The 13,386-nt window shown below is 68.7% G+C and carries 14 protein-coding genes; 11 read left to right on the top strand and 3 right to left on the bottom strand.

All coding sequences use genetic code 11. The features are described 5' to 3' along the window. The first annotated feature begins 224 nt into the window (after positions 1-224). The 9 genes from IU450_RS06040 to IU450_RS06000 all read left to right on the top strand — a co-directional run bounded on the left by IU450_RS06040 (position 225) and on the right by IU450_RS06000 (position 8,886). Positions 225-1,643, top strand: a complete 1,419-nt coding sequence (locus tag IU450_RS06040; RefSeq protein WP_195148807.1) for an NlpC/P60 family protein — start codon at positions 225-227, stop codon at positions 1,641-1,643. Between the two features lie 133 nt (positions 1,644-1,776). Continuing rightward, positions 1,777-2,964: an AAA family ATPase gene (locus IU450_RS06035; protein ID WP_181722414.1), complete on the top strand. Its 1,188-nt coding sequence runs from the start codon at positions 1,777-1,779 to the stop codon at positions 2,962-2,964. Positions 2,965-2,996: 32 nt separating this feature from the next. Continuing rightward, positions 2,997-3,950, top strand: coding sequence for a DUF58 domain-containing protein (locus IU450_RS06030; RefSeq protein ID WP_195148806.1), 954 nt, complete (start codon positions 2,997-2,999; stop codon positions 3,948-3,950). Next, positions 3,947-4,948, top strand: coding sequence for a VWA domain-containing protein (locus IU450_RS06025; protein ID WP_181722412.1), 1,002 nt, complete (start codon positions 3,947-3,949; stop codon positions 4,946-4,948). The genes IU450_RS06030 and IU450_RS06025 overlap by 4 nt, the downstream gene beginning before the upstream one ends. A 77-nt stretch (positions 4,949-5,025) precedes the next feature. Continuing rightward, on the top strand, positions 5,026-5,370 hold the full coding sequence (locus IU450_RS41260) for a peptidase inhibitor family I36 protein (protein ID WP_416382844.1): 345 nt from the start codon (positions 5,026-5,028) through the stop codon (positions 5,368-5,370). Positions 5,371-5,647: 277 nt separating this feature from the next. Continuing rightward, positions 5,648-6,364 carry a 3-oxoacyl-ACP reductase FabG1 gene (gene fabG1 / locus IU450_RS06015; RefSeq protein WP_195148804.1) on the top strand — a complete coding sequence of 239 codons (717 nt, stop codon included), beginning with the start codon at positions 5,648-5,650 and terminating at the stop codon, positions 6,362-6,364. Between the two features lie 79 nt (positions 6,365-6,443). After that, a complete protein-coding gene (gene inhA, locus IU450_RS06010) occupies positions 6,444-7,280 on the top strand; it encodes an NADH-dependent enoyl-ACP reductase InhA (protein WP_043693545.1) in 837 nt (278 codons plus the stop codon). A gap of 21 nt (positions 7,281-7,301) precedes the next feature. Beyond that, positions 7,302-8,363 carry a ferrochelatase gene (locus tag IU450_RS06005; protein WP_324197555.1) on the top strand — a complete coding sequence of 354 codons (1,062 nt, stop codon included), beginning with the start codon at positions 7,302-7,304 and terminating at the stop codon, positions 8,361-8,363. A 67-nt stretch (positions 8,364-8,430) separates the two neighbouring features. Further along, entirely contained in the window at positions 8,431-8,886 is a 456-nt protein-coding gene (locus IU450_RS06000) for a hypothetical protein (RefSeq protein ID WP_195148802.1), read from the top strand. 18 nt (positions 8,887-8,904) lie between these two features. Here IU450_RS06000 and IU450_RS05995 read toward each other — a convergent pair whose 3' ends face one another. The 3 genes from IU450_RS05995 to IU450_RS05985 all read right to left on the bottom strand — a co-directional run bounded on the left by IU450_RS05995 (position 8,905) and on the right by IU450_RS05985 (position 11,478). Continuing rightward, positions 8,905-9,651: a S1 family peptidase gene (locus tag IU450_RS05995; protein WP_195148801.1), complete on the bottom strand. Its 747-nt coding sequence runs from the start codon at positions 9,649-9,651 to the stop codon at positions 8,905-8,907. Between the two features lie 22 nt (positions 9,652-9,673). Then, a complete protein-coding gene (locus IU450_RS05990) occupies positions 9,674-10,489 on the bottom strand; it encodes a hypothetical protein (protein ID WP_195148800.1) in 816 nt (271 codons plus the stop codon). A 164-nt stretch (positions 10,490-10,653) separates the two neighbouring features. Further along, entirely contained in the window at positions 10,654-11,478 is an 825-nt protein-coding gene (locus IU450_RS05985) for a DUF3097 domain-containing protein (protein WP_195148799.1), read from the bottom strand. 130 nt (positions 11,479-11,608) lie between these two features. Here IU450_RS05985 and IU450_RS05980 point away from each other — a divergent pair, with 130 nt between their 5' ends. Together IU450_RS05980 and IU450_RS05975 are read left to right on the top strand one after the other, a co-directional pair. Continuing rightward, entirely contained in the window at positions 11,609-12,040 is a 432-nt protein-coding gene (locus IU450_RS05980) for an NfeD family protein (protein WP_195064160.1), read from the top strand. Next, positions 12,040-13,320 (top strand): SPFH domain-containing protein, encoded by a 1,281-nt coding sequence (locus tag IU450_RS05975; RefSeq protein ID WP_195148798.1) that lies wholly within the window; start codon positions 12,040-12,042, stop codon positions 13,318-13,320. The genes IU450_RS05980 and IU450_RS05975 overlap by 1 nt, the downstream gene beginning before the upstream one ends. Positions 13,321-13,386: the final 66 nt, after the last annotated feature.

Here is a 13,386-nt window from a genome sequence, read left to right as displayed (position 1 = left end):
TTGACGACAGCGGAACCATCTGTGCTATGTAGCAAACTTTTAGCAATGCGGAATCGCGGGCGCATAGTTGCGTGAATGTTGTTTCGTCGGTGACGGAAGTGTCTTACGGTTCGAATGGTCCCTGATGGGGAATAAGTGTTTTCAGAGGCCATCTGTCGACCACAGTGCGTCATGGTTCGCCTGATGCCCTCGAGGATTACCGGAATCCGGTCCTTGGAGGTGTGATGCGCAACAACGGCGCGCTGACCTACCGTCGCCGACTAATGGTCGCTGCGGGATTGCTGATCTCGGTCGCTGTAGTGGTCACGACCGGGCCGGTCGCCGCCGTGCCACCTGCTCCGCCAAATCCCAGCGACGGCCAGATCGCCCAGGCGGGCGCGCAGGTCGACGCCGGTGTCGCCGAGGTCGGCACCCTGATCAACCAGGTCGCCGCGGTCGACCACCAGTTGCGTCAGCTCGACGACGTGGTCGCCCAGCGCCGCGAAGATGTCAACAAGGCGCTGGTCGACCTGCAGAACGCTCGCGACGCCGCCGACGCGGCCGCCGCCGTGGTGGTCGACACCCAGCTCGCCTTGGCCGGCGCCGCGGAACAGGTCGGCCAGGCGCGGCGCAACTTCGACCAGTTCGCCACCCAGGTCTATACCCGGCCCGGCTCCGACTCGATGGTCACCTACCTCGCGGCGGCCACCCCGGCGGTCGCGCTGGACCGGGCGCAGCTGCTGGACCTGGTCTCCAAGAACCGCCAGCAGGTGCTGGACGGCCTGCGGCGCGCGCAGATCGACCAGGGCAACAAGAACTCCAGCGCCCGCCGGGCGAAGTCGGACGCCGACGCGGCCGCCGCCACCGCCGCCGCGCGCAAGACCGACGCCGAGAACGCGGTCGCCGCGGCCAAGACCGAACTCGACCAGCAGGCCGCGCAGCGCGACGGCCTGCTGCGCCTGCGCCACGACGCCCAGGGCCGGCTGGATCAGGCGCGGCGGAACGTGGCAGGGCTGCAGGACCAGCGCGACGCCTACCTGGCCTGGGACGCGCTGCGCAAAGCGGAGGAGGCCGCGGTCCGTGCCGCCGCCGCGGCGGCCGCCGACCGCGCGGCCGCCGACCGAGCCGCCCGCGACCGCGCTGCCGAACTCGGCGCCGACAAGCGCCCGCACACCCAGTTGGAGGACGCGCCTGCGCCGCGGCGCGGCGCGCCCCGGCCGAACCCGCCGTCGGTCGGAGGCTCGTCGGCGATCGAGATCGTGGTCGATCGCGCCATGTCGCAACTGGGCGTCACCTACGCCTGGGGCGGCGGCGACGAGGACGGGCCGACCCTCGGCATCCGGGACGGCGGCGTCGCCGACCGGCACGGCGACTACGACAAGGTGGGCTTCGACTGCTCGGGGTTGATGGTGTACGCGTTCGCCGGCATCGGCGTGTCGCTGCCGCACTACAGCGGCTACCAGTACAACGCGGGCACCCGGGTGCCGGTCGGCGATCGCGAACGCGGCGACATGCTGTTCTGGGGGCCGAACGGCAGTCAGCACGTGGCGCTGTATCTCGGCGACGGGAAGATGGTGGAGGCGCCGGAGTCCGGCGACGTGGTCAAAGTGTCCCCGGTCCGGGAGGGCGGCATCATGCCGTTCGCGGTGCGCATCGTCTCCTGATATCGGACATTCCGGGTATCGCGCTGGGCCGCGGGACCGCCGAATTCCCATTCTGTCGGGTCCGGTTGCGGCACAGGCGGTGATTACCTGGAATAGTTGTGGCAGCACGCACAGGACCAAGGCGAAAGCGGGGATGTTGGTGACTTCGACGGACGGTGTGAGCGGAGCGAACTCGGCGAAGGATGTGCCGGTTTCCACGCCCAGCACCCTCGAGCGTGACGTCCAGACCCTGGAGAAGGCGATCTACGAGGTCAAGCGGGTGATCGTGGGCCAGGACCGCCTGGTCGAGCGACTGCTCGTCGGCGTGCTCGCGCGTGGTCACGTCCTGCTGGAAGGTGTTCCCGGCATCGCGAAGACGCTCGCGGTGGAGACCTTCGCCAAGGTGGTCGGCGGCTCGTTCTCCCGCGTCCAGTTCACGCCCGACCTGGTGCCCACCGACCTGATCGGTACCCGCATCTACCGGCAGGGCCGCGAGCAGTTCGACACCGAACTCGGCCCGGTCGTCGCGAACTTCGTGCTCGCCGACGAGATCAACCGCGCGCCCGCCAAGGTGCAGTCGGCGCTGCTCGAGGTGATGGCCGAGCGGCACGTGTCGATCGGCGGCAAGACCTACCCGATGCCCGACCCGTTCCTGGTCATGGCGACGCAGAACCCGATCGAGAGCGAGGGCGTGTACCCGCTGCCCGAGGCGCAGCGCGACCGCTTCCTGTTCAAGGTCGTCGTCGACTACCCGTCGGTGGAGGAGGAGCGCGAGATCATCTACCGGATGGGCGTCACCCCGCCGGAGGCGGGCCGGATCCTGGAGCCGGAGGAACTGATCCGCCTGCAGAAGGTCGCGGCCAACACCTTCGTGCACCATGCCCTGGTCGACTACGTGGTCCGGGTGATCGCGGCGACTCGCAAGCCGGCCGATTTCGGCATGCAGGACGTGGCCAGCTGGATCTCCTACGGCGCCTCGCCGCGCGCCAGCCTCGGCATCATCGCCGCGGCCCGTGCGGTCGCGCTGATCCGTGGCCGCGACTACGTGGTGCCGCAGGACGTCGTCGAAGTGATTCCGGACGTGTTGCGTCACCGCCTGGTGCTGTCCTACGACGCGCTCGCCGACGAGATCAGCCCGGAAGACGTGATCAAGCGTGTTCTGCAGACCGTCGGCATGCCGCAGGTCGCCCCGCAGGCCGTCGCGCCGGGCGCGCCCGCCGCTCCGGCGCAGGGCGCCGGGCAGCAACAGCAGATTCCGCAGCCGCCCTCGCCGCAGCAGGCGGTGCCCCAGCCGCCCAACGGGCAGCAGTCGCAGCCCGCGGGCACCATCCCGCCGAAGTGACCTCGGCATCGGATTCGGTTGCGCCAGTGCCGATGTCATCGTCCCACGCACCGCCGTCCTTCCACGCGGGGGAGCTGACCGACCCCAGGCTCACGGTCGCGCTCAAGACCCTCGAACTCACCGTGCGCCGCAGGCTCGACGGCGTGTTGCACGGTGATCATCTCGGTCTCATTCCCGGGCCCGGCTCCGAGCCGGGCGAGGCGCGCGCCTACCAGCCGGGTGACGACGTCCGCCAGATGGATTGGTCGGTCACCGCCCGGACCACCCATCCGCACGTGCGGCAGATGATCGCCGACCGGGAGCTGGAAACCTGGATGGTCGTCGATCTGTCGGCCAGCCTCGACTTCGGCACCGCCGCCTGCCAGAAGCGCGATCTGGCCATCGCCGCCGCGGCCGCCATCACTCATCTGACCAGCGGCGGGGGCAACCGGATCGGCGCGGTCGTCGCCACCGGCGAACGATTGACCCGTATCCCGGCGCGCGGCGGCCGGGTCCACGCCCAGTCGCTGTTGCGCAGCATCGCGACCACACCGCACGCGCGCGACGGTGTGCGCGGCGACCTGCGTGGCGGCATCGAATCGCTGCGCCGTCCGCAGCGCAAACGCGGACTCGCGGTGATCATCAGCGACTTCCTGGGTGACATCGACTGGCAGCGCTCGTTGCGCGCGATCTCGGCCAGGCACGATCTGCTCGCGGTCGAGGTGCTCGACCCGCGCGACCTGTCGCTGCCCGACATCGGCGACGTCGTGCTGCACGACCCGGAGACCGGGCGTACCCGCGAGTTCAGCGTGACCCCCACCTTGCGCGCCGATTTCGCGGCCGCCGCGCAGCGTCACCGTGAGCAGGTCGAACAGGCCCTGCGCAGCTGCGGCGCTCCGGTGCTGACCCTGCGAACCGATCGGGACTGGATCGCCGACGTGGTCCGGTTCGTGTCCACCCGGCGCCACAGTTTCGGCGCCCCGACCGGGCGGGTGCCACGTCAGTGAGTATTTCGCATTTCACCGCACAGATCTGGCTCGGATTCCTCGCCGTCATCGCGCTGATCGCGCTCGGCTACGTCCTGGTGCAGCGCAACCGGCGCAAGCACATGTTGAAGTTCACCAACATGGAGCTGCTGGAGAAGGTCGCTCCCTCGCGGCCGAGCCCGTTCCGCCACGTGGCCGTCGCGCTGCTGCTGGTCGGACTGGTGTTCCTCACCGTCGCCGCCGCGGGGCCCACCGCGGTCAAGAAGGTGCCGCGCAATCGGGCGACCGTCATGCTGGTGATGGACGTGTCGCTGTCGATGGAGGCGACCGACGTGGCCCCGAGCCGCATCCAGGTCGCCAAACAGGCGGGCAAGGACTTCGTCGACGGGCTGCCCGAGGGCGTGAACATCGGTTTCGTCACCTTCGCCGGCACCGCTTCGGTGATGGTCTCGCCCACGACCAACCACGAATCGGTCAAAGCCGCGATCGACAATGTCCGGCTTGCCGAGCGCACGGCCACCGGCGAAGGGATCCACACCGCGCTGCAGGCGATACAGACTCTCGCTTCGGTACTCGGCGGCGGCCAGGAGCCCCCGCCTGCCCGGATCGTGCTCATGTCGGACGGTAAACAGACCGTTCCGGATTTCAAGGACTACGACAATCCTCGGCACGAGTACGTCGCGGCCCGGCTGGCGAAGACCAAGAATATTCCGATCTCGACCATTTCCTTCGGCACTGCCTGGGGCGTCGTCGAGATTCCGCGCGAGGACGGGACGCGCGATCGTGTGGAAGTCAAGGTCGATGACGACGCGATGCGGGAAATCGCGCGTCTGAGTGGCGGAGAGTTCTACACGGCGGCTTCCTTCGACGAGTTGACGAAGGTGTACAACACGCTCGAGGAACAGATCGGATTCGAGCTGACCCGGGGTGACGCGAGCCGACCGTGGCTGTTGCTCGGCCTGCTGCTCGTCGCGACGGGAATCGTCACAGGTCTGCTCTATCGGCAACGGCTGCCGTAGTCGAAGCGGCGGAAAGACGTTGTCCGCCAAGGGGAGTCCCGGTACGCTCGGCCTGTATCGTCAGGGAGGGAGTATCGATGCGTACTATAATCGCGTTCGCAGCAGCCATTTTCACTGCGATGTTTCTCGTCGGGGCACCGGAAGCGGCCGCCGCGCCGTCATGCCCGAACGGGAGCGTCTGTATGTGGACGGGAGCGAACTACACCGGCAAGATGCTCGAGTGGCGTCCGGTGGTCAACGCGACTTCGTGTGTCGTGGCCTATCCGGAGGGAGGAGCCGCTCGTTCGGTGGTGAACAGGAGTGGTCAGTCGCTGACCTTCTGGGAGAGCTCGGACTGCAACGGTCGTCACACGAGCAGCGCCACGTCGTATTCGGACCTCGGATTCGACGCTTACTCGGTCCATTGGTGCAGGCAGTGCTGATTCGGTGATCGACCGAACTCACGATCGGGCCGTGTGCGTGACATTCTGCACGCATGCGGCCCGATTTTCGTTCGCTCGCCGTCCCGGAATTCGAGGCGACGCGCAGACGGCATCGCGTGATCGGATCGTGGCTACGACCGTCGCCTGGTGATGATCCCCGGTGCGTCGGCGGATCGACTGGGTGATATCGCTCGAGCAGCGACGCCGGATCATGTGTCATCACCTCGAGCATCGAGCCCGCTCATCTGTGATCACCTCGACCAGGTAGGTTTAGCCCATGTCGAACACAACGTCACGCTCGGTCCTGGTGACCGGCGGTAACCGCGGCATCGGACTCGCGGTCGCGCAGCGTCTGCTTGCCGACGGTCACAAGGTGGCCGTCACGCATCGTGGGTCGGGGGTGCCGGACGGTCTGTTCGGTGTGAAATGCGATGTGACCGACAGCGAATCGGTGGACCGCGCGTTCTCCGAGGTGGAGGCGCATCAGGGTCCGGTCGAGGTGCTCGTGGCCAACGCGGGCATCACCGACGACACGCTGCTCATGCGAATGAGCGAGGAGCAGTTCACCAAGGTGCTCGACGCCAATCTGACCGGCGCGTTCCGCTGTGCCAAGCGAGCCAACCGCGCGATGCTGCGCGGGCGCTGGGGCCGGATGATCTTTCTCGGGTCCGTGGTCGGCATGAGCGGCCAAGCCGGCCAGATCAACTACGCCTCCTCCAAGGCCGGTGTGATCGGTCTGGCCCGCTCGATCACCCGTGAGCTCGGCTCGCGCTCGATCACCGCCAATGTCGTCGCCCCCGGCTTCATCGAGACCGACATGACCGCTGACCTGCCCGAGGACATGCGCGACATGGCCAAGAAGTTCATTCCCCTGCAGCGGCTCGGCCAGCCGGAAGACATCGCGGCCGTCGTCAGCTTCCTGGCTTCCGAGGATTCGGCCTACGTCTCCGGCGCGGTGATCCCCGTCGACGGCGGCATGGGCATGGGCCACTGACCACCCCGAACGCGTAGCGCGGGCGGTCACGCCCGCCCGCAGCCAACCCCACATTCGAATTCAGGAGAACCGAGAACTCATGGGCGGACTGCTCGAAGGCAAGACCATCCTGGTCACGGGCATCATCACCGATTCGTCGATCGCGTTCCACGCGGCGGCCGTCGCGCAGGAGCAGGGCGCGAAGGTGATCATCACCGGCATCCCGGAGCGGCTGCGGCTGATCGACCGGATCGCCAAGCGCCTGCCCCAGGAGGTGCCGCCGGCCATCGGGCTCGATGTCACCAGCGAAGAGGATCTCGCCGGCCTGGCCGACAAGCTGCGGGAACTGGCTCCGCAGGGGATCGACGGAGTGCTGCACTCGATCGCCTTCGCGCCCCGCACCCTGATGGGTCCGGAGGCTCGGCCGTTCCTGGACGGCCCGGGTCCGGACGCCGCCAAGGCGTTCGAGATCTCGGCGTGGAGCTACGCTTCGCTGTCGCGCGCGGTGCTGCCGGTGATGAACGAGGGCGGCTCGATCGTCGGCATGGACTTCGATCCGCGCACCGCGATGCCGTACTACAACTGGATGGGCGTGGCCAAGGCGGCCCTGGAGTCGGTGAACCGGTACGTCGCGCGGGAGGTGGGCGCGGCCAAGAAGGTCCGCTCCAACCTCATCGCCGCCGGTCCGATCAAGACGCTGGCGGCCAAGGCGATCGCGGGCACCGCGACCGACGACGCGGCCAAGCTCAACCAGCTCAACACCTACTGGGACGGCGCCTCGCCGATCGGCTGGGACGTCGACGACCCCACCGTGGTGGCGAAGTCGATCGTGGCGCTGCTGTCGGACTGGCTGCCGGGCACCACCGGCTCGATCATCTACGTCGACGGCGGAGCCAGCCACAACACCTGGTTCCCGGAGGACATGGCGATCAACTGAGCGGATTCGATGGGAGACACCGTGGTTCGTACCGCCGACGCGCTGCTGCTGCTGTCCTTCGGCGGTCCGGAGCGTCCCGAAGACGTGATGCCGTTCCTGGAGAACGTCACCCGGGGCAGGGGTGTGCCGCGCGAGCGTCTCGAAGCGGTCGCCGAGCACTACCTGCACTTCGGCGGTGTCTCGCCGATCAACGCGCTCAATCGCGACATCATCGCCGCGGTGGAGGCGGAATTGACCGCCGCGGGCCTGGATTTGCCGGTCTATTTCGGTAACCGGAACTGGCATCCCATGGTGGAGGACACCGTCGCGCGGATGACCGCCGACGGTGTCGGCTCCGCACTGGTCTTCCCGACCTCGGCGTGGGGCGGCTACTCCGGCTGCCTGCAGTACCACGAGGACATCGCGAGGGCGCGTGCGGCTTCCGGTGCGGGCGCGCCGGAACTGCTGAAGCTGCGCCAGTACTTCGACCACCCGCTGCTGATCGAGGCGTTCGCCGACGCCATCCGCGCGGCGCGCGATCGGCTCGCGGTCGAGCAGCGCGCCGAGGCGCGACTGGTGTTCACCGCGCACTCCATTCCGGTGTCGGCCGATGCCGCCGCCGGTCCGCCCGCCGACGGTGGTCGGCTCTACAGCCGACAGGTCGCCGATGCGGCCCGATTGTGTGCCGCGGCAACGGGTTTCACCGACTACGACGTCGTCTGGCAGTCTCGTTCCGGTCCGCCGCAGGTGCCGTGGCTGGAACCGGACATCGTCGACCACTTGGACGACCTCGCCGCCAAAAGGGTCGAGGCCGTAATCGTTTGTCCGGTGGGTTTCGTCTCCGATCATCTCGAAGTCATCTGGGATCTGGACAACGAGGCCGCGCAGAAAGCCGCCGAACTCGGTATGGGCTTCGCCCGGGCCGCGACACCGGGAACCGACCCGCGCTTCGCGAAGCTGGTCGTCGAACTGGTCTGCGAGCAGGTGCGCGGCATCGAACCCCGTCGGCTCGGCGAGGTCGCGGGCTACGGCTGCACACGCGACGGCGTACCGTGTGCCGTCAGCTGCTGCGCCGCTCCGCGCCGTCCCACTGCTGGGAACTGAGGCGGGTCAGGGGATAGCATCGCCTGCGACCTATCGCCGAATCCGACTTTCTGGGGGGTAACTCTCGATGACCTATGCCGACGTTCTGACCAACGCCGCACTGCTCGATCCGCACGCCTGGTCCGATGCGCAGGTGTGGACCGTGGCCCTCGACGCCACCGAGGCCAGGCGCCGCGGCCGCAGCAGTGGCCGCGGCGGGTTCTCGATCGGCGGCTTGCTGTTGTGCATCGGGGTTGTCGCCGTAGTCATCGGACTCGTGATCTGGCTGCGTAAGCGAGGGAATTCGAACCAGTCCCAGCAGCAGTATCCGCAACAGCAGTACCAGCAGCAGCAGTTCCCGCAGGCGCAGCAGTACCCGCAACCGTATCCGCCGCAGCAGGCGGGGCAACCGCAGTACCCGGCACCTCCGCAGTACCAGCAGCCCTACCAGCAGCAGCAGTACCAACAGTACCCACAGCAGCAGCCCTATCAGCCGCAGCAGCCGTATCAGCCGCCGCACACGCCGCACACGCCGCAGCAGTGATCGCCACCCGCCGGAACCTCAGAACTCGATGCCGGTGAGGCGGGTGTAGACATCAGGGAAGCCGGGGCGGGCCGTGCCCTCGCCCCAGGAGATGAGGCCGGTGAGCCGACCGTCGACGAGAAGCGGTCCGCCGCTGTCGTATTGGGTGGCGCCTGCGGTCGGGCTACCGGCGCAGAGCATGGTGTAGGGGTCGAAGGCGGAGCCATAGGCGGCGGCGCACTCAGCGTCGTTGACCAGAGGGACGCTCGCCGCGTGCAGGCGGGCGTTGCCTTCGCCGGTTTCCGAGGTCGCTCCCCAGCCCAGGATGGTTCCGGCGCCCGGCCCGGGCGCCGCGATGTCGACGGTCGGACCGGGCTGTGGCTGGTCGAGGGTCAGGATCGCCACGTCGTTCCGATAGACGGCGGTCGTGTCCAGACCGCTCACCCGAAAGCCGGGATGAATGCGAATGTCCCTGACCTGCACGGTGTTCCCGTCGTGCCCGCGCAGGTCGTCGCGGCCGAAGGTGACGGTGAGCGTCTGCGCCAGCGGCGGCGTCAGGGCCACGCAGTGCGCCGCGGTGATCACCTGGTCCGGCGCGATGAGCGCGCCGCCGCAGAACTGGCCGGAGGCGCGGTTGAGGAACAACGGCGTGCCGACGGCCGCGAGCCACGGATACTCCGCGGTCGTCGCGTCGGCGCCGCCCACGATCGCCGAAGCGGGGGCGTGCAGGCCGAGACCGATGAGCACGGCGAGGGCGGCTGTGCGGCCACGACGGAGAATGCGCATGTCACACCGCCCGCGTTCCCGGTCAGCGGCTTCCGTGGGCCGAAGCGTGTACGGCGACCAGACGAGCGGCACGGATCGCGTCCCACAGCGGGCGCAGCAGCGATTCCTGCGCTCCGATCGCGGTGGCGGAGGTGGGCGCCGACGCGGGCTCCCGCTGCGCCACCGTGAGGATGGCCGCCACGTGATCGGCGGTATCGAGAATGCGCCTGGCGCGCAACGGAATCGACTCGGGATAGTCGTGCCGCGAGTAGTCGGCGAGCTCGGCTTCGATGAGTTCGCGCGGATCGGAGTCGGCCGCGCCCAGCGTGGTGGTGTGCAGCTTCATCAGCGCGTCGGCGGCATCGCGGACCGCTTCGCGCATCGCGTATTCGGCCTCGCCGAGCGACATGTCGGGGCCCGGCGCCCCGGGGATGGGCGTGCTGTAGACGGTCCACTGCAGGGTGTCGTCGTCGGCCCACTGCGGGATGAGGCCGGTGCCGTCGGTGCCCGGTACGCCGATCAGGATGCCTTCCTCGGCCTCGATCGCGTCGGCGGCGAACGCCGTGCCCGTGGGGACTCCGCGCACGTCTCCGGGGACGGGGAGCACCAACCGAAGTTGCGAACCGGGCTGGGCCATCGTTTCGCGAATCACTTTCAACAGTGCCATGACTCCGCTGCCCGGCAGATTGCCGTGCGCGGACCAAGGTAGGTCGGTGCGGCCGCCGGTGAACGGGTCACCCGCCGCGATCGTGTGCTTCGGCGCCCAGGCGTGCAAGGCGGCCAAAACGTCGTCGGGCGCACTGCGGCCGGCCAGCCAGGAGCTCGCCCACACCGTGAGTGTCGCGCTTGGAGAGCACATAATTATCGAGCATAAAGGGTGGGCGCTACCGGTGGGCATCCATGCGCAGGGGCATTCGTGAGCAGCGCGGGAACCGCGGGCGCCGCGCTCCCGGCGACCACCGGGTTCGCGCGGACACCGTCCGGCATCTGACCGCCGCCGCCGCAGCGGAGGCGGAGGTACGCCTAGTCCGGTTCGGTGACGAAATCGATCAGGCGCTCGACGGCGCCGATGAGGGGTGCCTCCAGATCGCGGAAGGAGGTCACCGCGCCGTACACCCGCCGCCAGCCGTCCTGCGGCGTACCCCAGCGCAGGCGTGTGCAGACGCCGGTCTTCCAGTCCTCCTCGCGCGGCACCTGCGGCCACTGCGCGATGCCGACCGTCGCCGGGCGCACTGCCTGCCACACATCGACGAAGGGGTGCCCGGTGACCAGGACGTGCGGCCCGAGTCCGGTGGTCAGTTGGGTCTCCTTGGATCCGGTCACCAGATGGTCGACCAGCACGCCGACCCGTCTGCCCGGGCCCGGCTCGAATTCGCTGAGCCGTGCGGCCAGGTTGTCCAGACCTTCGAGCTGCTCCACCACCACGCCCTCGACCCGCAGATCGTGGCCCCACACCCGTTCGACCAAGGCGGCGTCGTGGACGCCCTCCACCCAGATCCGGCTGCCGCGGGCGACCCGGGCGCGCAGCCCCTCGACCCTGGTGGAGCCGGAGGCGGACCGGTGCGGCGTCTTCGGCGGGGCGGCCGACGGTCGCACCAGGGTCACCGGCTCACCGTCGATGAGGAACGCGGCCTCGCGCAGCGCGAACAGGCGCACCGTGCCGCGGGCGTCCTCCAATTTCACGAACTCGCCGTCGTAGCTGCGATCGAATCCGACCACCGCGCCGCAGAATCCGGTGGCGGCGTCCTCGACGACCAGATCGCGTTCCGCGGTGACCGTCGGCACCGTCCTGCTCTTCGATCGAGGATGTCCGGAGAAGATGTCGTCATACCTGTCACGCCCGCTCACCTGCCTGAAGCTAGCACCGCCGCTGCGGCTTTCGGCGCACCCGGGTCACCGCGCGTCCGCGCCCGGAATTCATCCGGAGTACTCGCGAAGGTCGCGCCCCAGATCATGATCGGAGCACTACAGTGGTCGTGTGGCCGCAATTTTTTGGCTGGTCGCGGGCATTCTGCTCGCGGCGGCGGAGATGCTCACCGGCGACTTCACCCTGCTGATGCTGGGTGTCGCGGCGCTGGGCACGGCGGGTGTCAGCGCGGCGGCGGGGACGTCGCCCGTGGTGGACGCCATCGTCTTCGCGGTGACGTCGGCGGTGTTGTTCCTCGGTGTACGCCCGATCATCCGGCGCCGCTTCGGAACTCCGCCGCCCACGCCGACGAACGTGGACGCCTTGCCGGGGAAGACCGCTCTGGTGCTCGAACAGGTCGCGGCGCATTCCGGCCAGGTGAAGCTGGGCGGGGAGGTGTGGACGGCGCGGCCGATGGACACGACCGAAGTGTATGAACCGGGTACGACCGTGTATGTCATGAAGATCGACGGCGCGACCGCCGTCGTCTGGAAGGGGCCTTGATGGCTGTACTGATCGTTGCCGCCGTCCTCATCTTGCTGGTCGTGGTGGTGGTCTTCAAGTCGATCGCTCTGGTGCCGCAGGCCGAGGCCGCGGTGATCGAGCGGCTGGGCCGGTATTCGCGTACCGTGTCCGGCCAGCTCACGTTCCTGGTGCCGTTCGCCGACCGGGTCCGCGCCAAGGTGGATCTGCGGGAGCGGGTGGTGTCGTTTCCGCCGCAGCCGGTGATCACCGAGGACAATCTGACCCTGCACATCGACACCGTGGTGTATTTCCAGGTGACCAGCCCGCAGGCGGCGGTGTACGAGATCAGCAACTACATCGCCGCCGTCGAGCAGCTGACCGTCACCACGCTGCGCAACGTGGTCGGCGGCATGACGCTCGAGCAGACCCTCACCTCCCGCGACGCGATCAACGGCCAGCTGCGCGGTGTGCTCGACGAGGCGACCGGGCGCTGGGGTCTGCGCGTCGCGCGGGTCGAGCTGAAGAGCATCGATCCGCCGCCGTCGATTCAGGAGTCGATGGAGAAGCAGATGAAGGCCGACCGCGAGAAGCGCGCCATGATTCTCACCGCGGAGGGCCAGCGCGAATCGGCGATCAAGACGGCCGAGGGTTCGAAACAGGCGCAGATCCTGTCCGCCGAGGGTGCCAAGCAGTCGGCGATCCTGGCTGCCGAAGGTGAACGGCAGAGCCGCATTCTGCGGGCGCAGGGTGAGCGCGCTGCCTCGTATCTGCAGGCGCAGGGCCAGGCCAAGGCCATCGAGAAGGTCTTCGCCGCCATCAAATCCGGCAAGCCGACGCCGGAACTGCTTGCCTATCAATACATGCAGACACTGCCGATGGTCGCGCGCGGGGATGCCAACAAGGTGTGGTTGGTGCCCAGCGATTTCGGCAAAGCGCTGGAAGGGTTCGCCAAGAGCTTCGGCAGCCAGGGCGAGGACGGCGTGTTCCGGTACGAACCGCCCGCCTCCGACGGCGCGGAAGTCAAGCCCGAGGACGACTCCGATGTCGCGGACTGGTTCGACACCGCGCCCGACCCGACCATCGAGCGGGCCGTGCGTGCCGCCGAGGCGACGGCGCGGACTCCGGTCGAGGGGCTGACCCCGACACCGCCTCCGCAGGGTTTCGAGCCTTCGCCGCACCAGCCGGTCATCCCTCCGCAGGAGGCTTTCCCGGCGCAGCAGCCGCCGGAACAACAACAGCCGCCGCAGCAACCCCCGGCCCAGCGCCCGGACGACCTGCACGGCCGTCCGTGGCAGCCGCCGGAGAACTTCTCGAAGTAACACCACGCCGACCCGCCCCGGACTCCGCCCGAGTCCGGGGCGGGTCCGTCGGAGCAGGCGAACGGC

The sequence above is a fragment of the Nocardia abscessus genome, assembly GCF_015477775.1.
Taxonomy (GTDB): domain Bacteria; phylum Actinomycetota; class Actinomycetes; order Mycobacteriales; family Mycobacteriaceae; genus Nocardia; species Nocardia abscessus_A.
Note: the sequence above shows the minus strand (reverse complement) of the source record. Positions and strands in the feature narration are given on the sequence as shown.